Origin of the sequence: Megasphaera sp. UBA4233 (assembly GCF_002395615.1) — a bacterium.
Lineage (GTDB): Bacteria > Bacillota > Negativicutes > Veillonellales > Megasphaeraceae > Megasphaera > Megasphaera hexanoica.
Map to the genome: position 1 here is coordinate 1 of NZ_DGXL01000015.1, position 20669 is coordinate 20669.

The following is a 20669-nucleotide window of genomic DNA, read 5'->3' on the forward strand; positions in this document are numbered from 1 at the left end:
CCACTGTATAATTAGGCCGCCGAATAAGCTCCCGAAACATAAATACCCGTTTTGTGCGATGTTATATTTTACCCCGGTCGCGGTCAGCACTTTTTTAATCATCGTAGCAAGCAGGCTGTCCGATGTCAGTGTATTGACGAGTCCGCCAAGTGCTGTGCTGGCCAGCGTGTTGACGATACCATTGTTCCAGTCCGTAATTTGTGCGGATTCTGTTTCCGGGTGCATGATTTTAAACGCGTTGTCACTTTTTTTGAATACGTGCAGAATAGATTTAATGATATCCATAACAGGTTCCTCCTTTAGTCTTTAGGTTCAATCCACACAGAGCATGCTTCTGTCGGCTGGGTATCGCTCATCACGACATTCTGAATATCGACGGGCTCCATTGTGCCCGACCCCTTTTCTTCTACCAGCATGCCAGCCAGATGGGTAACGGCGTTATAAACGCCGTCGCCCGTTACTGGATTAGTACTGCCTGATTTAGGTACTGTATCAAAGGTCAGCTTGTTTTCCTTCGCTGACAGTGCAGATTCTACGTCCGTCTTTTTTGCAAAGGTGCTGCTTAATTTAGACAAAAATGTTCTTAGCTGATTTAGCTGTACAAGACTCATATGCTCACCCTCCATAATCATCAGGTAAAAAGCGCGAGGATATCGGCGTCAGTTGCCATCGGATAGTCAGATGTCTTCATGTACGTATTAGCGACATCTGACGACTTTGCATACGCGGATAAGTCCACGATGCCCGCCAAGTTATCCCAGCTATTGCCATTCCATGACACGTTATCCCCCGCGTTGATGCTATGCGATGCGTCCGCCGCAGTGATGTTATACGTATCCCCGACTTGCACACCATTAATAGGCAAGTCAGCATATGTATCTACGCTGCCTCGATACCGGAATACCGTCGTAATATCTGATTTCTTAGCGTATGTCGCTTCAGCATTGCTTGACGTCACATACCCCGCATCGTTTTGGAAGGCAGATAATTTAGTCGGAGTACCACTCAAATCGCTATATTTACCGGATTTTGCAACCACGGCGAGGTCAGCTGTTTTAGCATACGGAGTTAAATCCGGGCCACTTGCGCTAAGTGCCCCATCTGTTGCAATCGTCAGGCCAGCACCAACTTTTACGCCCCCCAGTGCCGTTGCCGAGGCCTTAGGTAACGTGTAATTGTTGGCGCCTGCCTGAATCCCCGCCAGCTTATTTTTCTCATCGGTAGAGTAGTCGTTCGTCGATAGACCTTTGCCAGATTCTTTTGATACAAATAATTTTTTAATCTGTGTTAAAAAGTAGTCTAAATTGCTTACACGGCAAATTTTATCAATAGTTGTTGCCATCTCCATCATCTCCAACTCTAAACAAATTCAAAATATCTTGATCCGTAGCATATTCAATTTCTACAGTTCGCTCAGGAATAATCCTTCCTGTTAGATTCACGCGGGATTTTAGATTCCCCACCAGATTTGATTTTGCTTTAATAACGCCAGTAAGTCTTTCCATTAGAACGTCACTTCCTCACAAATTGTAAAAGGGGTCGGGGTAATTACAGTTGCGACAAATCCGTCCGGACGGCTTAGCTGTACATCATAGTAATACGTGCCATAGGGCAGGTCTGCTGTCTCTGCCGGTTTAATGGTAATCGTCTTGTCAACCACAGCTTTTTGCAGAATTACAGCCGTGTCACTGGTACTTCTTTTGACAGTAAATAGAATTTGGTCCTCATCGGTAATCTCATACTTAGCGTTCTTAACGCTGGTATCATCAACGATATCCAGGGTAAAGCTCGCAGTGTCCCCGCGTGTCAAATAAATTTCATTGTTTTTTACCCTCAGCATGATACCACCTACTCTAAAAGCTCGACCCAAATGCCGTTATCAGCCATGGATGCCGGTTTCCCAGATGTATCAGAAACACATAGACGGTTTAAATGTGCTGTATCGTCTGTATTATGTGCGACGGTCAAAAATCCATTGGGGTTGATGGTAGCTGACACATTGCCCGTATTGCTCATGGTAAACTGTAACTGAAATTCTTGCTGTACGACCGTGCTTCCGCCTTCGGCTGGCATATAATCCGGATTATCGTCCGTCATCGCCACATACATGATTTCTCCGTCGTCCGGGTCCGTCGCAAATAGTCCCAGCTCTGATATCTTGAATCCCGTTTTAACCCCGCTGTTACTAATAGTCAGCTCCAGCGTTACGGTATTCCCATTTTGCGTAATTTTATTGATGCCCAGTGTCATCTGTTCATTGATTAGTGCTGTTGCACTGTTCAACGACCCGGTCCTTGTACCGGACCCGATAGCAACACGCGTAAACTTGAGTGTTGTCAGGCCCGCATTGATTTTAGCTTGCAATGTCGCCCCGACATCGGTCATGGTGATTTTATTCCAATTTGCCATGAATGACATCCCTCCTGAATGTGCCGACAGCGCCGGCGAAATAAATATCTTTCTGTGCTATCAGCATTTGTTTTAAATCAAACGTAATGCATGTCTGGCGAACAATGCTCATATTCGCGCCGAACTTAGCTTCTCCGGTGCATCGCCGGCTGAATTGCACATAATCCAGCCAGGATCTCGTGTTTTTATAAGCATTGATCAACCTTACCATTTTATTAATCAGTGTTGCTCCATCTAATGGGGCCGTTATCAGCGTTACTCGGAAGTGATAGGGATGCCCGTCGTATTCAGGCCATTCCTGCACCACAGCTGATTGATACACCGTAGCTACGGCCCGCTGTACAGCATATTTTGTGCCTTTGAATTTATGCAGTAAAAACGATTCTTTGACTTGCTGCCTTTTTACAGACAAGTCCGAATTGTCATCGTATTCGTCGACGTGCATCTGCTCTGCTAGATGGTCAATGAGCGCTTCCGGCAGGCCATCAACGGCTGGGTAAATCAGTAACAAATCCGGATTGATATCGGACAGTGCCATATCGACGACACGGGCCAAATTCGGTACGGGGTCTTTGTTGATGGATTCCGGCAAATGTTCTGCGATTCTGTACTCCGCATCTATCATTCGTCTTCACTCCCTCCTAAGACGACAGATACCGTTTTATCCTGGGCTACTTGTACGCCTGTCAGCACGGTATAGATCGGCGCCGTGACGATGACGCGTTTTACGCCGGCGACAGCCATCACATCGGCAATCAGTCGCGACGGGTTGATGTCCCTGCCAATTTTAGATTTCTGCCACAGCCGATAGTTATCCACGGCTGTCATTACGGCGTCTTTGATAGTAGATTCCGCAGTGCCGACGTCGGTATAGTAGGTCAGGGTAATGTCATAGGATACCGCATCCGGTGCGACGACCGATACGTTATCGGTCAGTGGACGTACTTTATCCGCAGACACTACCGTTTTTACCGCGTCCAGTAATTCCTGCTCCGGCAATGTCCCGCCTGTCATGAGCGGCCGTATTTCAACGGCCCCGGCGCTGGGACTGGTTACGGCGACATCGATGATGCCGCTATTGGCTGATTTCGTCCAATACTCGTAAGCCCCTGTCGGCCCGGCCGTGGAAAAGCGTTCCGGCGCTTCGTGGATGCGTTCTCGATAGTCGTCATCTGACTCTTCATCGGCGCCGCCTGCGCTGGTCGTCGTATTGACGATGGAAGCCACATAGGCCACCAGGTCAACGACGGATTTGATTTCGCCAGGGAGGAACCCATTTCCGACTGTGCCGACCGTTTGACATGTTGCTTTTACCGTCGTTGTCAGGTTCCCGGCCAGGACGGCCGCATCTTCGTTGGTTGCGAAATAAATACCGCTGTCTGTCGTTACACGCGTTCCGGCTTTTACGATGGTTTCCTGTTCGCGTTTAGCTGCCAACGTAATCAGCAGCGTTGTCGTTGCGGCCGATGCCGGTATTCGCGTCGTGTCGGAAAAAGCGCCGAGGTTGTCCAGATTTCCACTGGACGCATATTTCAGCAGATTCTGTTTGCCGATGTAATTTTGATTATTTACAAGACGGACAATCGCTTCGGATACGACCAGCAAGAACAGTCGTACTGGGTCGCCTTGGGCTAAGGTCCGGCCAGTTATGCGGGTATAGTCGTTAAAGACGGCAGCTTTGATTTTCTCCGCATCGCCGTCTACGAATTCGATGTCTGGTAAATCAGCTAGTTTCATTAATTTTCACCGTCACTTTCGGCGTAAGTCGTCCTTTTATGTCGCCCGTGAATGTTATTTCCGTAACACTTACCCTTGGTTCGTAGCGCTTGATTTGAGCAAAAATTTCACTCGATAAAACTGCCTCTGCTTGTAACATGGGCTTATCTACGGCATCTCCGGAAATTCCAAACTCCCTATCGAGCGGGACGGAAAATTTCACAGTCCCTAAGATGGTCCGGACGGTCTGCAATATTTCTTCGATTTTCGTTGCTGGCGCCAAATCAATTGTTTTGGCGTCTGGCATTACAACATATTCCACGGATGCCCTCCTATCTAAAGACGGTCAGTATCCCGTTGGCAATGCTGCCGTAAAGGTTCAGTTTCGATTTTTCTTCCTGGTAGTTGCTATCATCGTATTCGACAAGCTTGACGTTTACTTTGGCCCAAATTAATGCCCCAACAGAGCTAAAAAACGTGTCCGAAACGGACATGGAGTCCAGGCGCCAGTAGTTTTGGCTGACTGGCCGCATCCCGATGATTAGCGGGAATACGGTGCCGTTTTCGCACATCTCCTTCATCGTGGCCAAGTCCTTTTTTATCGCAATGTTATGCGATGCTGTGAGGATAAGGTCAAAGGTGATTGTTCGTAATTTCGGCCCGATGAACTCACTGACCGGCTTATGATAGATAATGTCATGGTCCTGCCAGCGGCTTCCTGCCTCGGTCTGGTAGTTGGCCGGTGTCCTTAGATAATGCGACGATACGATGAATGGCAGACTGCCCATATATCCGATATACATAGCACCTCCTATTCTGGCGTGCTCGTTTTACTGCCGCCCGGCGTGACGCCGCCGTGTACGTGCGACACGAGTGATATGCCGTTGACTACCACATCTCCACTGGAAGCGTTAATCTGCAAAGCCCCGCCAACATTGATTTTCAGATTTCCCGGCGTGTCGATAACCCGTGTATTGGCATCGGCTCCGCCAGGTGGCGCGTCAGCGCTGCTAAAGAAGGTCCCCAACACGAATCCGTCGCCTACGCCGGCACCCGAAAAGTTCGGCATCTGTATACAGATCACTTGGTCCCCGACAGCCGGCATCCAGAAATCTTTCGATTCCGATGAGCCGCGTTGAATAACGAACAAATCGTTCGTTACCTTGTTTCCCTTATCTTCGCGGCACACGCGCACGGTACCGTCTTTCGGAGTCAGTGCACATACAGTGCCATAAAATATCAGGTTTTCCAATAGCTTTTTGATGTTAGTATCCATCGAGGCACCTCCTCATTTCCAGACTGAGTACATAACCATTTCCCAGGCTGTGTGTTGCCTTTGTGACGATATATTTTCCATCAAAGGCGCCGAAGTTCATGAAACCGATGACAATGCCGGCCATGAAGTGGAAGTCGCCGTACAGGCTAAAGGATGCCGTGATTTCATCCCGGTTCTGTTCTCGCAATTTTTTCCTTGCCAGCTTATTTGCGGCGTCCACTGTGTCGCATTGTTCATTCACTTCCAGCGTCAGCCCCGTTTGCTTATTCGGGGCTTCAAAGTAGCCCTCGATGACTTCTTTGTTCTTGCCCTGCTTGTATTTAACATGGCAGGCCCGATAAATGTCACGGGTCTTGGCTTTCATTGAGTAGGACAGGAAATCCGTGAAGTTCAGCGGATTTTCAGGCGATACGTCATCATCACTCGTCTGCTCAGAAAACGCGGCTGTCCCTGGCCGCCAGAATACAATCAGCGGCTCTTGGGTTTCCAGCTGGTATTCATCGAGTATGATAATGGTCTTGGTCGATATTTTCAGATCCATGCCGGCATCATCACATAGCTTTTTTAAAAATTCAAGGTCTGATGCGTCTGACTGCTCGACATGCTCATACGATGGGTTGTTCTGGTCCCCCGGCTCATAGTCCAGCAACATGCCATTTCTCCAGGCAATGTCATTGGCGATTTTATAGAGACTGATATTATCCCATGATTGATTCTGCTTAATGCCTCGCAATGACGTATCGGCAATGGCGTTGACGGCTTTGATTTGTACCGTCGTCGGCATCCCGTTGATTTCTATTTCATCGACTTCAAATTCTCCGACTGGCAATTCTTTGATACCCTCGTTGACGCCGTTTTTGTTCAGCGTATAAAGGGTAATGTCCAATTTGGACCCCGGTTCCGGATACCACGTGTCCTGCCACAGCTGTGCCCTGTCTTCCAAGGTGACTGTCATGTCATCGACCTGTCCAGACAGGTTGTCCGTCACTTCAATGGATAGCAGATACTTCATCATATCTTCGGATATGTCTTTGCTCTCTGTTTCGCCTGCCGGCGTATACAGTATTTGAGCATAAGCCCGGCGTCCGAGGAATGTCCCCGGCGTCAGTTCTTTTTTCCATTCATTTAATTTGGCTTTAATTGTTTCTAAAGACATAGCATCACCGCTTCCATGGTGGCAAAATCTTGGATGACTGGATTACATTGATGTCCGGGATGTTCAATGTAATCCCTGCTGGAAAAATAGCCGTGTTCCGGTACGTTTCATTCGCTTCCAGCAATTCATTCATATAGAGCTCATTGCCGAAAATTTTATACGCAATGGCATCCCACATGTCCCCCTGGACTGTCGTGTACTTATTCATAGCTCAACCGCCTCCGTCCTGCGGATACTTTATCCAGCATTTCAGGCAGTTCCCGCTGGAATTGACGCGCCTGTTCTTCTAAGGCTTGACGGACGGTATCAGCGACGTCGCCACCGCCCTGGACGTTGATAGTCGGCCGGAAATCCAGTGTGATGCTGCTGTTGCTGTACGATGGGGCTTTGGCTGTTCCTGCACTCATCCGCTGTGGCGTTTTGGGCATGACACCTAACGCGGCTCCTGCCTGCTGCCACAATGAGATAGCTCGTGCCGACCCGTCTAAAGGGATAGCTGCTTCTGCCGAGTCTTCGGCGAATGTTGTCAGGAATGCCCCACGCTGATAAATACCACCTCTGGCGTTTTCGCTTACGTCATCCCCGCTGCTGGTTGCTTCACTGATCGTACGGGTTATGTTTTGTGCAATATTGATAGCCGTATCAATCGGATGCGACAAGGCATTAACTAAGCTGCTCCACTTGTCCATCGCCCAGTCTACGGCCTGGCCAATGGCATCTATGACACTGCTGGCAAAACTTTGTACTGCCGCTACAGCACTGTCCCAAGCAGAGGAAATATAATCTACCAATGCAGAGATGATGCCTTCTATGACGCTGGCTGCGGCCGATACAAAGCTGGAAATAGCATTCCACACGGCCGATGCGATAGCCAGACAACCATTCCATACCCCGGTAAAGAAGGCGCCAAATGCGGATATGATGTCCATGATGACCAATACGGCCATCGTCGCTACGGTCATGATGCCGTTCCAGACGGCTGTGGCAATCGCGACCAAGCCATTCCATACGCCGGTGAAGAAAGCGGCAAAGGCTGGAAACAGACTCATGCCGAAAGATACGATATTGTTCCAAATCGCAATGACGGCGGCCCGGAACTGTTCGTTTGTATTCCATAAATAAATGATGGCAGCTACTACGGCGATGATGACGGCCACAATGGCGATAATAGGATTGGCCATGAGTGCCATTGCTAACGCTCTGGCTCCTGTTGCCGCAAGACGAAAGGCTGCCCCTAATCCATTCAATCCGGCATGGAAAAGTTTGGATGCCGTTGCGGCCCCACGCAATACGGTTTCCCCATTCTTGTTTACTATGAAGAACAAGTTAGCCGTCTCTTTAAGCATATTGAAACCGGCTCTGATGGCTAAAATAGACCTGGCAGCCAATAAGACGCCGGCAAAGCTGGCGGCCAGGGCAACAATGGTCTGTACTATTCCTTGGTTTTGTTGAGCCCAATTTGCAAAAGCAGATACTACTGGGATGACTGCATTCAAGACTCCGTTAATAGCAGGTAATAATGCTGACCCCAGCCCAATTCCTACTGCAACAATAGCATTCTTCGCTAATTGTAGCTGATTGGCCGTTGTTCTGCTTCGGGCTTGATATTCCGCCTCCATTGATCCGGCATATTGCGAAGCATCACCAACTTTTTTGAAATTGTCTTCTAATGCATCCAGGTTAGTCAATAGTGGGGCAATGGCTCCGATAGATTCCTTCCCAAATAAATCAGCTAACACACTGGCTTGTTGGTCCTTCGGTAACGCCTGCAATGCGTGAAAAACGTCCATGATGGCGCCTTTAGCGTCGGTTTGCATCCGTTTGGCCATATCTGCCGCATCAAATCCCAGCTGTTGGAAGGCCGCGGCCTGGCTCTTCGTGGCACCTTCGCCTGCTGTCATACCCAAAATTAGATTCTTGATGCCAGTTGCTGCTACGTCTGACTGTACACCTGTGGCAACCATGGATGCCCCCAGGGCGGCAATTTCACCGGACGCAACCCCGCCGATTTCCCCAAGTGGCCCGATGCGGGTCACGACGTCGGAAATCAATGGTGCCGATGCGGCCGTTGTATTTCCCAAATAATTGATTTTGTCCGCCAAGGCAACTACGTCTTGCTGGTTTAGCTTAAAAGCGCTTCGCCACTTAGCCATCATGTCCCCAGCTTGTTCAGCTGTGACGTCAAATGCCACACCCATTTTTACTGCATCCTCGGCGAATTGCATCAAATCTTGCCGCGCTATTCCGGCTTGTCCGCCAGCAGCTACTATCTTCGCGATATCATCAGCTGCCATTGGTAAATTGGTCGATAATTTTAGTACGTCTTCATTCATTTGTGCGAATTGCTGTGGCGTATCAAAGTCAACGACTTTACGTACATCTGCCATGGCGCTTTCGAAATCAACAGCGGCTTTGGTGGCCGCTATTAACGGTGCCGCGCTAATTGCAACTTTGGTTGCTGTACTGCTGAGTTTACTTTTCGCACTGTCAAAGGCCGCCTGTGCTTTTTGCTTTCTGGCCTGGGTATCCAAGATGTCGGACCGTCGCTGTGTCAAATCGTTGATACGGGCCTGGAGAGCGGCAATCTGCCGATACGATGCTACGCTAACCTGGCCTGTGGCCCGCTGTTCAGCGGATGCCGCCCGCTGTGCGCTCCGCATAGCGTCATTGGCCGCCTTAATTTGAGTCTTCAACTCTTTGGACTCGGCGATAGCCCGCTGCATAGACGACGCGACAGACCCATCCAGCCGTCCTTTGATAGCAATGGCTAATTCCATGACACGGCTCATTTTACCGCCCTCCCTTCTTAGCCTTCTTCATTTCTTCTTCTTCCCGTTCGACTTCTTCGTTCATGACTTGAATCCACTCATAAAAATCACCGATTGGCTGATCCAGGAACCATCCAATCGGCGTTTTCGTGTACTTCGCCAGCCTCATGGCCGATAATCTTATATTTTCTACGGCTCCTTGGGAAGCAAAAAATTCTGCGCTTTCAAGCAGGCTGCCATAAAGTCCGGACCACTCAGGTTGAGGATATCATCATACTTCATTTTGGCTGCCGCCGCGGCCACGATGGCCTGGTATTCCATCGACAAGGCCGGTACGGCCATGAGTTTATCTTTCTTTTTAGCCTGGTTCATGCATGCCAGCAGGGCATAGCCATTCAACTTCGTAAAATCAAAATAAATTTCCGTCTGTCCATTCGGCAGTGGTTTTGTCAGATGCAGGATGTTTTCCTGGTCTACGATTTCAGCGTTGACGAGTTCGTTTTCTTTTTCTTTCATGGGAATCCTCCTAGTTCATACCAATATTGGCGCGAACCTGCTGTAACAGGTCAATACCGTTTACGATGGCTTTGTAGCCGTATTTGTCGATTTCACAGAGCGTAGCGCCGCCCATTTCGATTTTGAAGTACGTACATTCGATGACGGTTTCACTGTCCGTCTTGGACCCGGCTTTGAATTTGCCAGGGTTGTGGCTCTTGACGCGGCCGCGAACGGCGACACGGTACTGCTCGTGTTCATAATCATTGGCTCCGCTATCCCAGTTCTGGATGTCCGAGTAGAGTTCCAGTGCCAATGTACTGCCGCCGACCAGGCGGGAACTTGTTTTCGTCGGCACCTGCCAGGTCATCTTTAATTCCAAGGAATCAAAATGGCCAGCGATGGGCGCTTCGATTTTACCAGCGACGCCGATGCCTTCAATATCTTCTGTCAGCGATTTTAAATCCGGCAATTCGACTTCGTTGACGCCGATTAAATCGTCGGCGCCGTCGATATAAGCCCGCATATCATTGATGACTTCCGGGATTTTATTTACTGCCATGAGTTTCCCTCCTTACGAGAATAATACTTCAAAATTCGATACGTCATACTCAAAGGTATCTTCAATGTCCTGTGCCGGGACAGGCGGCGTCAGCTTCGTGTGGATCCGGAAGATGCCGGCCAGTAAATCAGTCGTCGGGTTTTCATCAGCCAAAAACTGGACACTGGCCCCTAAGAGATATCCTCGTGACGTCAGCCCATTCAACCGCACCTGTTCGCTATCTACCAGCGTTTTTACCAGTCTCGGAGTGATTGGCTGGTCTGTCTTCTGCCAGTTCGTTAAAATGAAGGTGACATACTGCCAGTTGAACATGCGCCGGACACAGATGAACATATCTTTGACATCTGTCGTGCCCGGATAAGCGCCGGTAAAGTTCCCCCAAGACTTCCAGCCGCCGGAGAAATTCAAGCCCGTAACGATGCCCTGTTCATTCAGCAAATTGGCCTGTGTCAGATTGAGATTTACTTCACTGCCATCTTTCAGGCACAGCCCTGTCGCCTGTAATGTCTGGTTGGACGGCGACTGATACGGGACGTCATCGTTATTGCCGTCGGTAACGCCGATGATGCCCATGATATGGGTCGATAAGTGGAAAACCATATCGCCATTTTTAGCGCACGGCCAGCAGACAATCTGGTTGTTCCCCGTGTAATTGTTGCCGTTTTTCCACATATTGACGTCGGCGTATTTTTTGACCTGTTCCGTATTGATGTCTACCAGTACCATGCAAGGGAACAAGCCGTCGATTTTAGCCGCTTTGGCTTTCATGACAGCGGCAATGGCCGTCTTTTCAGACCATCCCGGTGCTGCCAACAGGCCTGGAACTTTGCCAATCTGGAAATAAATATCGTCGACGAGTTCCAGCCCTTTGTTTTTGCCATCCGTGGACATGCCGCCGATGATATCGTCATCTTTGACAGCCGTCGGATCTAATTTGTCATAAGCAACATTGATGCTCGATACGGAGGCCAGGGCACCATCATCCAAGAGGGTAATGATGAGCTGACCATCATCGTCGTATGCCGCCGTATAGTCCTTATCCAAGGTGGCTGCGGACTCGTCTGCACTGCCCTTGACTGTCAGCGTATGCAATAAGGCCGGATCCGTAATGATGACCTGTTTCTTCGTAACTGTCTTGGCTGTGTCCGAAACGGATACTTTATGTTTGGCTGGGTCCAATACATTGACAAATACAATTGGTTTTACATTGTACAGTTTGAATTCGGTATACATCGCTTCGCAGAGCGTGTACTTATCCCAGTCGGGATGATACCCCAAATTCTGCGTCGCTTCCTTCCAGCTGTAGCAGATGACGGGTTTATTGACATAGGCCGTCGGGTCTTCTGTCAGATGGACAGGCGCCGTCCCGAAGACAACCGGCAATCCGGAATCAGTGGCGACAGTCGCCACAATCGAGGTCGGGACTTCGCTTGCTTTTACGCCATGGAAAAATGCCATTTTATTTACCTCCGTGTAATGCCATGGCCCGTTTATACATGATATTTCTCAACGAGCCTGTAGATTTAACTTCTTTTTGTGCCGCATCCAATTCGCCCGCTGTGACGAACAGATGCTTATATACCGGGTCGTCCTTATATTTTGCAGGAATCCCGTCTGCGAAAATCTGATTCGTGTGGATTTCCGTGTCTTTATAGGATGGGCCGACGTAGATGACCGGCCCGCTGTTTTCACTCATCGTATCTGCCTCCTAAAACCTCCCAATGAGTTTGACGTGGCTGCGGAATGAATACGTCGAATTCAATGACACCTACCCATTGCGGGAACGGCTGGTCATCGGGAATTGTCGTCTTGATATTCCCATCATCCATATCAATGAACCATTTCTTGGCAATGGGATTGTTGGCCAGCAGGTGATAGCGGATGAATTCGAGGAAATGGAACAACATATTCGCTCCATAGGTCATATCTTCGTCGTAAATGGTCGCGTAGATGACGATAGACGTAACAGACTTATCCCGGTCGTCTGTCGTAGCTTCTGGCCGTACCACGACGGCCGGACAAAGTTTTTTTTGGTCTGCCCGGTTATTCGCCCTGGGCAGGAATCCGGCATATACATTTACGTCCGTATCGACACTCGAAAAGATATTTTCTGGCCGGCCTTCACAATATTCCTGGTAAGCCGTGAATTTTTCTTTCAAGAATTCCGCGATACCTTCCGCACATTCCAATGGGGTCATCGCATCACTTCCCTAATCTGTATTCGATTTCATGTTCCAATCGTTCTTCAAAAACATCACTGCCACGGTCCATCATGACGCTCAGGACATCGGGATTGCCGAATAACTGCGGCACCGCCGGCCCATAGATACCTTTCAGCGGGTATCGTTCCTTGCCCTTACGGGCGACGAATGCCCCGCCCAGGCTAAAGCCGCGGGGGACATGCGTCATTTTCCCTTGTTTTACAGATATGAAGACGCCGTCCCGCCGCTTCTTGGCCTGGTATTTATGGATTGCCTCGGGCGCCCCTTTGACAAGGATGGTAGCGCCGTCTTCATCGGCCCGGATCTGCGCCTTGGCTTTCAAATCCCCGTCCTTCATGGTATAAATGCTTCGGATTTCCTTCGTTCCGGCCTGCCGTGCCGCTCTGGCCGCCCGCTTCCCGGCCGCTACGGCTGCCCTGGCGATTTCTTTGTCGCTCAGAGTGGACAAGGCATCCATTATTTTTTTATTTCCCTGGATGTCGATTTCTACGCTCATAGGCCCTCCTAGTGATTCTTGTGCAGGGTCATCGTCATGATACCCATGTCGTCGATGACGTTATCTACCAGGCAGTAATCGCCATCGACAGTAAAACTTTCTCCTTCCGCTGGAACTTCTCCGTAATCGTCCTTAGCGATATGAATGATTATGACCTGGCCATGGGTTCCCTCAAAACCGGAATAGATTTCCTGTGTCTGGAACATATTGTCTTCTTTGGGACTCTGCACGATGCATGTATACTTCTTGCCATTCAGCTCATGCGTCTCGGCGAATTCATCGGCATTGAGAAAAGCCGGAATGTCCGAAGCTACCATTTCTTTGAACGTGCTCATTTTTGGACGGCTGCGGCGGCATCAGCCTGGGGCAGTTCCATCTCCGGTTCGTCTGCCGGCGGTTCTTCCGTCTCTTGCTCATTAGCCGGGGCCACTTTGTCCCCAACCAAGGCGACAACTTGTTCATCGGCCCGTTCCATGAGTTTTTCCGCTTCATCGTCTGGCAACTCGAACGAGTCGCCAGTCCGATATAAGTGCTTGCCCATGGAAACGCAGCCGTATGTAACGACTAACTTCATGGTCATCCCTCCTATTTCGCTTTGATGACAGCCCAATCGTCTACAAACTGCGGAGCCAGGACGCAACGGCAGTACATGTAGAAGCTCAATACCTGCGTATCCTTATTGCCGTTATAGTACGGCACATACGGTGCAACGAAGGTTTCGTAGGCCGTGCCGGCATCATTGAGCAGGGTGCAGGCACCATGGAGCTGACTGCCACGGCCTGGAATAGCGATGATGGCCGTATCGGGGTCGATGAAATACTGCGATTTCCCGGCATCGTCGGTGTACGTTTCTGCATAGGTATAGACGTCGAGGTTCAGCGATTTGATGCGCCCGACGTGAGTGATCTGCGGACTGATAATCTGCGGCTGGAAGCCCATGAGGGACAGATTGTCCGCCGTCGGAACCATCATCCATTTCATGATCTGGTCGTTACTCAGCAAATAATCTGCGATGTTTTTCCCACAAATCATCATCGTTGGGACAATACCGGCGTCTTCCTGGATGAGTTCCGAAGCGTTCTTGATGTCACTGTAAATCGTCGCGCCGGCTTTATCCCAGGTTGTCGTCGGCGTGACTTTATGGTCAAAGTCAAACGCGATGGTGTCAATCAACACCGTCTTGCCGTCATCGGCATAGCCTTCGATGTCGCACTTGCCAGTCTGCAAGATATCCGCCGCCATCTTCGCTTTGCGGTTGATGATAGCGTTCTGTAAATCCACCATATCTTCGGCCTGCTTGATGGCTGCGCGCTGGGCCGGCGTCGTCGTGCTGTAGATGTTTTCGCCGAAGCCGCGTTCCGATAATTCTTCCGGATCTACTACCTTACTCGGCCCCATCATCGGCGGCTGGTAGATAGCGATTTTAGACCCCGTGTCTTTCAGGCTCGCGCCTTTCGCACCGCGAACGACAAAGGGGGCCAGCTGACGGCCACGCTTGCGGTATTCTACGGCAATCTTGGTCGTAACGGCTGTCGCCGGTACAAGCGGGAAAAAGGTATCAAGCAAAAAAGATGCCGGCGGCGTAATCCGTTCCATTGCCTGCATCAAAGATACAGTATCTCTCAATTCAATAGCCATGTTCAGTTCCTCCTAGTGTACAGATGTCAAGAAAATACCGGCATTTCGCAATTCTTCTTCATGGGCGTCAACCGTATCTTCGCTGGCGGCAATGAGGTATTCGCGATGGAATCGGCCGGAAACATAGACCGTCGCAACGGTGGCTTTATCATCTACGTCGCAACTCAAAATAGCATTGGCAACAGCGGCTTTAGCCGTAGCCACAGCAGCTGTCCCGGTAACGGTCATCAACGTACCGCGTTTCATGGCTGTCCCAGCCGTTAAGGTGACGTTCTTGAGCAAAATCGGAATTTCCGGCCCGCCGATAAGCTGGTCGTGTTTAATGTCGATGACTTCTCTGATTGCCATTATTTTGCACCTCTCAATCTATTCGCTGCATTGACTACATCTTCAATGTCCTGAGCTTTCTTTACGGCTGCCTGGTCCTGCGGCATCCCTGTTTTCGGCACAGGCGTTACCTGTTCAGATCCGGACTGCATCTGTTCCATAATCATGGTACGCACGCTTGCCAATGCCTGGTCACTCGGCGACTGTACGCCGGCCACAACTTCGATATAGGGAGCTACATCGTCTGCTGTCCGACCGTCGCTGATAGCCCGGTCAATCATGGCATCGGTGTATACGTTCCCGTTTTTCAATGCCTTCAATTCAGCAATTCGCTTCGATTCATCCGCATCCTTGTTCGAGTTCTGCGGGTTCAACCCCAATAAGGCTGCCAGTTTGCTGGCTAAGGTTTTATCATCCATGTTTTTTTCTCCTTTGTTGATGATCTTTTCAAGCTGTGCCCGGTTCTTCATGTGGCACGGGCAGAAAATATTATTGACAATCAGCATATTGTCATTCAGGCTGGCCGTGACCTGATAGTCTTCGTCGATGGCGTCGATGAAACCGTTTTCCAGGGCCTGGTCGGCCGTCATCCACGTTTCATCGTCCATCATCTGTGCCAAATCATCCGTTGTCTTATGGCATCGTTCCGCATAGACGTTCAAAATCGTTTCTTTCGTCGAGGCCAGTGCTTTCTGCAATTTGGCCAGGCCCTGTTCATCATAACCACCGATGAGATAGGATGCCGGGTTGTGAATCATGTACAGTGCATTCCGCGGCATTTCGACGCTGTCGCCAGCACAAGCAATGATAGTGGCCGCGCTGGCACACATCCCGTCGATGTGCATGGTCTTCTTGCCGCTGTAGCCTTTGAGCATCGTATAAATGGCCTGGGCCGCGAATACGTCGCCACCGGGACTGTTGATACGTACTGTCAGATTCTTGCCGCCACATTCTTTCAAATCGTCGTTGAACTGGCGCGGCGTAACGTCATCGTCGTACCATGACTGCGAAGCGATGGCGCCATACAGCAGCAGTTCTACATTGTCGTCACCCGCTTCATTGACGAAACGCCAAAATCTTTTACTCTTCATGGGTTTTCTCTCCTTTGTCGGCCAGCACTTCCGGGCTTCCGATAGTCAGGCCGTATTTTTCAATCATCTTCTGTTCATACGCCAGCTGTTCCAGGTTTTCTTCCAAGTCCGTGCCTGTCAGCTCAGCCGCTTCTCGTTCTCGTGTGCTCAGGCCGTATGTCGTCCGCAAGGCGCTGCCGTTGACATCTTTTATCGGGTCAAGTATCGTCATGGTCGGCCCGTACCAATCGGCGTTGCACCAACATTTCCGAATCAATGGATCCGTGAAGAATCCCGGTGCTTTGACTCGTCCGATGGCAATGGCTTCGGCCAGCCACATTTCATAAACAGGCTGGCAAAAATCTCGGGCGAACCAAATGCGCCGACGCTTATATTCTTCCCACGCCTGTAGCATGGCGGCACGGGAGGCCGAATAGGATGACGTAAAATGCTTCATCAGGACTTCGTAAGGCTGGCCGATGGCGCTGCCGACCATTTCCAACAGCTTCGTCGTGAAGGCGTCGAACGTTGACATGCTGCGCGACGCATCGACGCTTTTGACATCGACACCACGGGGCAGGGCATTGATGGTTCCAGGCCCTAATGCGTATTCGTCCGGGTCGATGACGGGGCCGCCCTGGGGGTCAATGGTCTTGCCGATGAAGTCATTCAGCGTGCCGCCAGATGTCTGGGACTCTGTGAAAAACAGCGAGAAAAAGGACTTGACAATGGCAGCTGTCAGCTCGGCCGTCGTATAACGGCTGACTTGTTTCAGCGTCTCAATGACAGGTGATAAATACGGCGCTCCTCGATATTGTTCCGGCCGCTGGTCGTTGCTGGTCTGTATGATGTTTGGCATTCCACAAATATCGCCCCATGCTTTGACGCGGGTCCAGGTGGCAATCGTCCCTATATCTACTGGATCGCCAGGTACTTTGTTCGATACCCAATATGCGGCGACGGCTCCATCTGGGTCGATTTCTACCCCGGATATGATTTTGTTACCTGGTGTTGGTGCCGTCATTTCTACTGCATACGGTCCGGTAATGCCATAGTAATCCTGCCCATATGGATTGCTTACCCGATTCCCTTCCAGCAGTTGCAGACGCAAACTATATGGCATATCCGCTGTCGGCGGACGGCGCTTGAACAGACAAAAGGCATCGCCATCCACGAGATAACCCGTGTAGTTGATGTCCTGCATGTCGTAAAAATTATTGCGCCTCGTCAGATCGCACTGTGTCGAGCTGGCCCACAGGTCAAATTCCTGAGCTACATGGCGTGACCATTCCCGGGCCTCATCAGCCGTCATCCCTAACAGCTTGTACTTGGGGCGCGGAAACAGATGCAACCCCGCCCCGATGGTGTGCAGTGAACTGGTCATGATCGCCGCTGCCCCGATGGGCGTATTGATGGACTGGTCGGCGCTGCGGTTGCGCAACGTATACAGATTGGCGTTTACGTCTGATTTTGCGGAATATTTTCGCGGATTGTAGGCTTTTAGAATATTGCTTTCATGTGAAGCCCCGCCGTTTGAATAACCGCTGTTCTGAATTGTCGGTGTCCGCGCCTTTTGTCGTGACCGTTTATTTCGTTTTGCCATGGTCGGCCCTCCTTAATCGAAAAATACAATGCGTTTCCCGCGCCCTTTCCCTGGTGTTTCGCTGTCGTCCAGCGTCGCCCCGCTGGCAATCAGGTTGTCGATGGCAACACGGATGCTGGATAAGTCTGCCCTTGTCAGAGTCCGGTTGCCGATAGTATACGACTGTCCCATCAAAACGGCCTTCTCGGCTTCTACATACCGGGCCAGTCGTTCATTTTGCAGTTTACTCATGCTTCCTCCTACCAAATGTTCGTCTGTTTGCTGACCCGTCGTTTTCTTGCGGGCTTAGGTTGTTCTTTTCTGACGGCCGCTTCCTTCGCCGGCTGTTTCATGATAGTTTGTAGTTCATCCCAGTGCGGATTGACCGACAACATGCATCCCAGATTGTAGACACGAAGATCCAGAGGTTCGTTTCGGACACCTGTTGTCGTTTGCCATACCTCCCGGATAACGCCGTTTTTCTTGACTTTCGTCTTATGTTCGGATATAAGTCCCTTGAAATAAAGTTCGTCATATCCCCGGTTATCTAGTCCGTCGCTGTTTTCATTCAACGGGAAATGCATGTATTGAGGCCCTGGGGCTTTGATGGCCAGGCGGTTCATAACCTGCTGCTTGCCGTCGTCGACGCCGAGGATGACCAACGGTATCGGCGTCCCCGATGCCTTCCCGATTTTGTAGTTCAACGGTATGCCCGGCATGTTGCTGTACCCTTTGATAGCGAACCGTTGTTTAGCGAAATTCGTTTCACAATAGCGATAGACATGGCCGGTATAATGACCGCCGGAGTCGATGAAGGTGCGGACGATTTTCAGCCCGGTTCCGTTTTTGAACCGGTACACGTGTTCGAGGATGGTGTCCAATTCTTCCCATGTTGATTCCTGGTCTGGACGACCTAAAATAACGCCCTTGCGGATACCCCACGACTCTTCACCGGCTCCCCAGCCACATACTTCATATTCCAGTCGGTTGTCCTGGGTATCGACGGCAGCTGTCAATAACAGTACGCCATCGGGCAACTCTGCTCCATACGATTCGCGGCGCCTGACGAAGATCGTTTCATCATCGAACGCCCCTGGCTGTCGATAGCTTTCGCCAAACCGCGTGTTGACCACAACCTGTTCGCGTGTCGGGTCCCCTTTGGCTTCCAACCATTCCCGCATGATTTCATTCCAGCTGGTCCAGGGAGAAGTGAAGGCATTGATGAAAAATGAACGGATACCATTCGATCTGGCCTTTGGATTCTGTGCTCGATAGCCTTGAACAGCGTTCTTCATTTGCCGTTCCGTGAATTCATAGCCACATGCAGGGCATCTCCATTTCACGTGATGTACGATAGCATGACGTTCGCCCCGGTCATCTTTGTAGGTCTCTGCATCGGTTTCCATGTCGAGATACCGGAGCAGATGCCATTCCCCGCAATTAGGGCATTGATGTTGCCATTCTTCCTGCGTTCCAGCGATGTATTCCGCATCAATCCGGCTGCTTCCCTCGGTTGTCGGCGTCGAAAACAGCCCCATGACCCGATTCCAGAAAGTCGTCATTCGTTTGGCTGCCAGGTCTACCGGGTCGCCTTCGGTACCAGCCGAATCGGGGAATCGGTCCACCTCGTCGGCCAGCAGAATCCGTATCGGACGGCTGGCCAGTCCGGCCGGGCTGTTAGCTCCACACATGACCAGTCGGCCGCCTGGGAAGAATTTCGACAGAATCGTGTTGTTTCCGTCCCTGGTTTTGGCCGTCTTATCCCCGGCCCGCTTCACATCGTAGAACAACGAGCTTAATACTGGCGTGTCGCGGATCATGGGAGCGATGCGTGATTTGGAATAATCCTGGGCCATGTCTACTGTCGGCTGTATCATCATGATGGAAGCCGGGTCCAGGTGGGCAAAGCGGCCGATGACGTTGTTCATGATGTCTGATTTGCCAATCTGCGCCGCCGACTTGACGACGACGCGATGTACACCGGGTTCTGTGAAGGCATCCATGATGGCCCGTTGATACTCGGCCCGTTCCGTCCGCCATTTGCCCGGCTCTGACGAAACACCAGCCGACAAATAGCGATACGTATCAGCCCATTCGCTTACAGACGTCTTCGGCAGCGGTTTCAATCCGTGTCGGGAAATGTATTGCCACAATTCTTTCGCTGACTTCATGGCTCGTCCTCCTCTTCTACTTCTTCATCGGTGAAGAGATCCGGGCTATACTCACTCAGCTCAGATAGCTTTTCTTCCAATTCTTTCGTCAATCTGGCGTAAATTTCTTCTTTGGTTTTCCCTTCCAGCTGTGGCGCCAACTTTGTCGGCAGTCCCAACAGCTGCGTCCTCAAGTTAGACAACATTTCCGTCATGACTAATTCGACCGTTTTGGCACTGTATACGCGGTGTTCCATTTTAGCCAGGCGCAATTCAGCGATTTCCCGCTTCGTCTTTTCATGCCGGGCCTTTTCGGTCATGTAGTCTATGTCTTCATCGCCGCCGTTTCCTTTGGTGGCGTCTTTGTAATTGAGGATGGATTGTACCAAAAAGACGCCGCCACTCTTGTCTTTTTCATCGCGAATGACGACGCCTTCCTGGATTAACTGAGAGATTCTAGGAGGGGTTAAGCCGATTGCGTCGGCCAGCGAACGCTGAGTAACCGTGATTTCACGGGCTTTCCCGCGTACTTTCATGACGCCCTCCCTCCTCTCTGACTTAACATTTTGGTTTGTTTATGCGAACGCATGAGCTATATAAATAAATCATACCCCGCTTCACATAAAACCATTTGAAAATATAAATTAAGGGCTGAATTTTACTAAAATCTAGTTTTCTTTCGGGCGCCGCGGTCTCGCAAGGCTTTTGTTAACCCCAAAGAACCTAGTCGAAAAAAATCCAGAAATAAAAATTTCCGGACTCATCGAATCAAAAATCTTATTTTCATCAAGTTGACCAGAAA

29 protein-coding genes and 1 pseudogene are annotated in these 20669 nt (G+C 50.3%); all 30 read right to left on the minus strand.

The annotated features are described in order from the left end of the window. Window positions 1-285: pseudogene (locus tag B2U90_RS04145) on the minus strand (hypothetical protein); the annotation flags it as partial. A gap of 14 nt (window positions 286-299) precedes the next feature. Next, window positions 300-611, minus strand: coding sequence for a hypothetical protein (locus B2U90_RS04150; RefSeq protein ID WP_292017175.1), 312 nt, complete (start codon window positions 609-611; stop codon window positions 300-302). A gap of 20 nt (window positions 612-631) precedes the next feature. Next, the gene (locus B2U90_RS04155; protein WP_292017176.1) at window positions 632-1342 is read right to left on the minus strand and encodes a head fiber protein; all 711 of its coding nucleotides are present in this window, start codon (window positions 1340-1342) and stop codon (window positions 632-634) included. Then, complete coding sequence (locus B2U90_RS04160; protein WP_292017177.1) at window positions 1326-1505, minus strand: hypothetical protein; 180 nt, start codon at window positions 1503-1505, stop codon at window positions 1326-1328. The genes B2U90_RS04155 and B2U90_RS04160 overlap by 17 nt, the downstream gene beginning before the upstream one ends. Then, a complete protein-coding gene (locus B2U90_RS04165) occupies window positions 1505-1840 on the minus strand; it encodes a hypothetical protein (RefSeq protein ID WP_292017178.1) in 336 nt (111 codons plus the stop codon). The genes B2U90_RS04160 and B2U90_RS04165 overlap by 1 nt, the downstream gene beginning before the upstream one ends. Before the next feature lie 8 nt (window positions 1841-1848). Continuing rightward, on the minus strand, window positions 1849-2409 hold the full coding sequence (locus tag B2U90_RS04170) for a phage tail protein (protein WP_027895477.1): 561 nt from the start codon (window positions 2407-2409) through the stop codon (window positions 1849-1851). After that, window positions 2393-3034 (minus strand): phage tail protein I, encoded by a 642-nt coding sequence (locus tag B2U90_RS04175; protein WP_292017179.1) that lies wholly within the window; start codon window positions 3032-3034, stop codon window positions 2393-2395. Before B2U90_RS04175 ends, B2U90_RS04170 begins: the two co-directional genes overlap by 17 nt. Continuing rightward, on the minus strand, window positions 3031-4146 hold the full coding sequence (locus tag B2U90_RS04180; RefSeq protein WP_292017180.1) for a baseplate assembly protein: 1116 nt from the start codon (window positions 4144-4146) through the stop codon (window positions 3031-3033). Before B2U90_RS04180 ends, B2U90_RS04175 begins: the two co-directional genes overlap by 4 nt. Beyond that, the gene (locus tag B2U90_RS04185; protein ID WP_292017181.1) at window positions 4133-4447 is read right to left on the minus strand and encodes a GPW/gp25 family protein; all 315 of its coding nucleotides are present in this window, start codon (window positions 4445-4447) and stop codon (window positions 4133-4135) included. The genes B2U90_RS04180 and B2U90_RS04185 overlap by 14 nt, the downstream gene beginning before the upstream one ends. Window positions 4448-4457: 10 nt before the next feature. Further along, on the minus strand, window positions 4458-4928 hold the full coding sequence (locus B2U90_RS04190; RefSeq protein WP_014016065.1) for a phage tail protein: 471 nt from the start codon (window positions 4926-4928) through the stop codon (window positions 4458-4460). 8 nt (window positions 4929-4936) lie between these two features. Then, entirely contained in the window at window positions 4937-5401 is a 465-nt protein-coding gene (locus B2U90_RS04195) for a baseplate assembly protein (protein ID WP_292017182.1), read from the minus strand. Further along, a complete protein-coding gene (locus tag B2U90_RS04200; RefSeq protein WP_292017183.1) occupies window positions 5391-6557 on the minus strand; it encodes a phage late control D family protein in 1167 nt (388 codons plus the stop codon). Before B2U90_RS04200 ends, B2U90_RS04195 begins: the two co-directional genes overlap by 11 nt. Before the next feature lie 4 nt (window positions 6558-6561). Continuing rightward, window positions 6562-6765, minus strand: coding sequence for a tail protein X (locus tag B2U90_RS04205; protein WP_072981812.1), 204 nt, complete (start codon window positions 6763-6765; stop codon window positions 6562-6564). Continuing rightward, complete coding sequence (locus B2U90_RS04210; protein WP_292017184.1) at window positions 6758-9346, minus strand: phage tail tape measure protein; 2589 nt, start codon at window positions 9344-9346, stop codon at window positions 6758-6760. The genes B2U90_RS04205 and B2U90_RS04210 overlap by 8 nt, the downstream gene beginning before the upstream one ends. A gap of 1 nt (window position 9347) precedes the next feature. Continuing rightward, a complete protein-coding gene (locus B2U90_RS04215; protein WP_279018734.1) occupies window positions 9348-9494 on the minus strand; it encodes a hypothetical protein in 147 nt (48 codons plus the stop codon). Between the two features lie 20 nt (window positions 9495-9514). Beyond that, window positions 9515-9841 (minus strand): hypothetical protein, encoded by a 327-nt coding sequence (locus B2U90_RS04220; RefSeq protein WP_292017185.1) that lies wholly within the window; start codon window positions 9839-9841, stop codon window positions 9515-9517. Between the two features lie 10 nt (window positions 9842-9851). Beyond that, on the minus strand, window positions 9852-10382 hold the full coding sequence (locus B2U90_RS04225) for a phage major tail tube protein (RefSeq protein WP_289121856.1): 531 nt from the start codon (window positions 10380-10382) through the stop codon (window positions 9852-9854). Window positions 10383-10394: 12 nt separating this feature from the next. Then, window positions 10395-11840 (minus strand): phage tail sheath family protein, encoded by a 1446-nt coding sequence (locus B2U90_RS04230; protein WP_292017186.1) that lies wholly within the window; start codon window positions 11838-11840, stop codon window positions 10395-10397. 1 nt (window position 11841) lies between these two features. After that, the gene (locus B2U90_RS04235) at window positions 11842-12078 is read right to left on the minus strand and encodes a hypothetical protein (RefSeq protein WP_292017187.1); all 237 of its coding nucleotides are present in this window, start codon (window positions 12076-12078) and stop codon (window positions 11842-11844) included. Next, window positions 12071-12580, minus strand: coding sequence for a hypothetical protein (locus B2U90_RS04240; protein ID WP_292017188.1), 510 nt, complete (start codon window positions 12578-12580; stop codon window positions 12071-12073). The genes B2U90_RS04235 and B2U90_RS04240 overlap by 8 nt, the downstream gene beginning before the upstream one ends. 4 nt (window positions 12581-12584) lie before the next feature. Then, a complete protein-coding gene (locus B2U90_RS04245; protein WP_292017189.1) occupies window positions 12585-13100 on the minus strand; it encodes a hypothetical protein in 516 nt (171 codons plus the stop codon). Between the two features lie 8 nt (window positions 13101-13108). Continuing rightward, a complete protein-coding gene (locus B2U90_RS04250) occupies window positions 13109-13435 on the minus strand; it encodes a hypothetical protein (protein ID WP_292017190.1) in 327 nt (108 codons plus the stop codon). Continuing rightward, window positions 13432-13674, minus strand: a complete 243-nt coding sequence (locus tag B2U90_RS04255; RefSeq protein WP_292017191.1) for a hypothetical protein — start codon at window positions 13672-13674, stop codon at window positions 13432-13434. The genes B2U90_RS04250 and B2U90_RS04255 overlap by 4 nt, the downstream gene beginning before the upstream one ends. 11 nt (window positions 13675-13685) lie before the next feature. Continuing rightward, complete coding sequence (locus tag B2U90_RS04260; protein WP_014016052.1) at window positions 13686-14738, minus strand: major capsid protein; 1053 nt, start codon at window positions 14736-14738, stop codon at window positions 13686-13688. Between the two features lie 12 nt (window positions 14739-14750). Beyond that, entirely contained in the window at window positions 14751-15086 is a 336-nt protein-coding gene (locus tag B2U90_RS04265; protein WP_014016051.1) for a hypothetical protein, read from the minus strand. Continuing rightward, window positions 15086-16156 carry a head maturation protease, ClpP-related gene (locus B2U90_RS04270; protein WP_292017192.1) on the minus strand — a complete coding sequence of 357 codons (1071 nt, stop codon included), beginning with the start codon at window positions 16154-16156 and terminating at the stop codon, window positions 15086-15088. Before B2U90_RS04270 ends, B2U90_RS04265 begins: the two co-directional genes overlap by 1 nt. Further along, complete coding sequence (locus B2U90_RS04275; protein ID WP_292017193.1) at window positions 16146-17738, minus strand: phage portal protein; 1593 nt, start codon at window positions 17736-17738, stop codon at window positions 16146-16148. Before B2U90_RS04275 ends, B2U90_RS04270 begins: the two co-directional genes overlap by 11 nt. A gap of 12 nt (window positions 17739-17750) precedes the next feature. Then, window positions 17751-17969, minus strand: coding sequence for a DUF6148 family protein (locus tag B2U90_RS04280; protein ID WP_014016048.1), 219 nt, complete (start codon window positions 17967-17969; stop codon window positions 17751-17753). Window positions 17970-17977: 8 nt separating this feature from the next. Next, window positions 17978-19888: a phage terminase large subunit family protein gene (locus B2U90_RS04285; protein ID WP_292017194.1), complete on the minus strand. Its 1911-nt coding sequence runs from the start codon at window positions 19886-19888 to the stop codon at window positions 17978-17980. Beyond that, window positions 19885-20403, minus strand: a complete 519-nt coding sequence (locus B2U90_RS04290) for a hypothetical protein (protein ID WP_027895462.1) — start codon at window positions 20401-20403, stop codon at window positions 19885-19887. The genes B2U90_RS04285 and B2U90_RS04290 overlap by 4 nt, the downstream gene beginning before the upstream one ends. Between the last annotated feature and the right edge of the window lie 266 nt (window positions 20404-20669).

What these genes read in the sequence shown, in the direction of transcription:
- B2U90_RS04150 (WP_292017175.1), bottom strand. Translation starts at nt 611, where the DNA reads ATGAGTCTTGTACAGCTAAATCAGCTAAGAACATTTTTGTCTAAATTA.
- B2U90_RS04155 (WP_292017176.1), bottom strand. Translation starts at nt 1,342, where the DNA reads ATGGCAACAACTATTGATAAAATTTGCCGTGTAAGCAATTTAGACTAC.
- B2U90_RS04160 (WP_292017177.1), bottom strand. Translation starts at nt 1,505, where the DNA reads ATGGAAAGACTTACTGGCGTTATTAAAGCAAAATCAAATCTGGTGGGG.
- B2U90_RS04165 (WP_292017178.1), bottom strand. Translation starts at nt 1,840, where the DNA reads ATGCTGAGGGTAAAAAACAATGAAATTTATTTGACACGCGGGGACACT.
- B2U90_RS04170 (WP_027895477.1), bottom strand. Translation starts at nt 2,409, where the DNA reads ATGGCAAATTGGAATAAAATCACCATGACCGATGTCGGGGCGACATTG.
- B2U90_RS04175 (WP_292017179.1), bottom strand. Translation starts at nt 3,034, where the DNA reads ATGATAGATGCGGAGTACAGAATCGCAGAACATTTGCCGGAATCCATC.
- B2U90_RS04180 (WP_292017180.1), bottom strand. Translation starts at nt 4,146, where the DNA reads ATGAAACTAGCTGATTTACCAGACATCGAATTCGTAGACGGCGATGCG.
- B2U90_RS04190 (WP_014016065.1), bottom strand. Translation starts at nt 4,928, where the DNA reads ATGTATATCGGATATATGGGCAGTCTGCCATTCATCGTATCGTCGCAT.
- B2U90_RS04195 (WP_292017182.1), bottom strand. Translation starts at nt 5,401, where the DNA reads ATGGATACTAACATCAAAAAGCTATTGGAAAACCTGATATTTTATGGC.
- B2U90_RS04200 (WP_292017183.1), bottom strand. Translation starts at nt 6,557, where the DNA reads ATGTCTTTAGAAACAATTAAAGCCAAATTAAATGAATGGAAAAAAGAA.
- B2U90_RS04205 (WP_072981812.1), bottom strand. Translation starts at nt 6,765, where the DNA reads ATGAATAAGTACACGACAGTCCAGGGGGACATGTGGGATGCCATTGCG.
- B2U90_RS04210 (WP_292017184.1), bottom strand. Translation starts at nt 9,346, where the DNA reads ATGAGCCGTGTCATGGAATTAGCCATTGCTATCAAAGGACGGCTGGAT.
- B2U90_RS04215 (WP_279018734.1), bottom strand. Translation starts at nt 9,494, where the DNA reads ATGAGGCTGGCGAAGTACACGAAAACGCCGATTGGATGGTTCCTGGAT.
- B2U90_RS04220 (WP_292017185.1), bottom strand. Translation starts at nt 9,841, where the DNA reads ATGAAAGAAAAAGAAAACGAACTCGTCAACGCTGAAATCGTAGACCAG.
- B2U90_RS04225 (WP_289121856.1), bottom strand. Translation starts at nt 10,382, where the DNA reads ATGGCAGTAAATAAAATCCCGGAAGTCATCAATGATATGCGGGCTTAT.
- B2U90_RS04230 (WP_292017186.1), bottom strand. Translation starts at nt 11,840, where the DNA reads ATGGCATTTTTCCATGGCGTAAAAGCAAGCGAAGTCCCGACCTCGATT.
- B2U90_RS04235 (WP_292017187.1), bottom strand. Translation starts at nt 12,078, where the DNA reads ATGAGTGAAAACAGCGGGCCGGTCATCTACGTCGGCCCATCCTATAAA.
- B2U90_RS04240 (WP_292017188.1), bottom strand. Translation starts at nt 12,580, where the DNA reads ATGACCCCATTGGAATGTGCGGAAGGTATCGCGGAATTCTTGAAAGAA.
- B2U90_RS04245 (WP_292017189.1), bottom strand. Translation starts at nt 13,100, where the DNA reads ATGAGCGTAGAAATCGACATCCAGGGAAATAAAAAAATAATGGATGCC.
- B2U90_RS04250 (WP_292017190.1), bottom strand. Translation starts at nt 13,435, where the DNA reads ATGAGCACGTTCAAAGAAATGGTAGCTTCGGACATTCCGGCTTTTCTC.
- B2U90_RS04255 (WP_292017191.1), bottom strand. Translation starts at nt 13,674, where the DNA reads ATGAAGTTAGTCGTTACATACGGCTGCGTTTCCATGGGCAAGCACTTA.
- B2U90_RS04260 (WP_014016052.1), bottom strand. Translation starts at nt 14,738, where the DNA reads ATGGCTATTGAATTGAGAGATACTGTATCTTTGATGCAGGCAATGGAA.
- B2U90_RS04265 (WP_014016051.1), bottom strand. Translation starts at nt 15,086, where the DNA reads ATGGCAATCAGAGAAGTCATCGACATTAAACACGACCAGCTTATCGGC.
- B2U90_RS04270 (WP_292017192.1), bottom strand. Translation starts at nt 16,156, where the DNA reads ATGAAGAGTAAAAGATTTTGGCGTTTCGTCAATGAAGCGGGTGACGAC.
- B2U90_RS04275 (WP_292017193.1), bottom strand. Translation starts at nt 17,738, where the DNA reads ATGGCAAAACGAAATAAACGGTCACGACAAAAGGCGCGGACACCGACA.
- B2U90_RS04280 (WP_014016048.1), bottom strand. Translation starts at nt 17,969, where the DNA reads ATGAGTAAACTGCAAAATGAACGACTGGCCCGGTATGTAGAAGCCGAG.
- B2U90_RS04285 (WP_292017194.1), bottom strand. Translation starts at nt 19,888, where the DNA reads ATGAAGTCAGCGAAAGAATTGTGGCAATACATTTCCCGACACGGATTG.
- B2U90_RS04290 (WP_027895462.1), bottom strand. Translation starts at nt 20,403, where the DNA reads ATGAAAGTACGCGGGAAAGCCCGTGAAATCACGGTTACTCAGCGTTCG.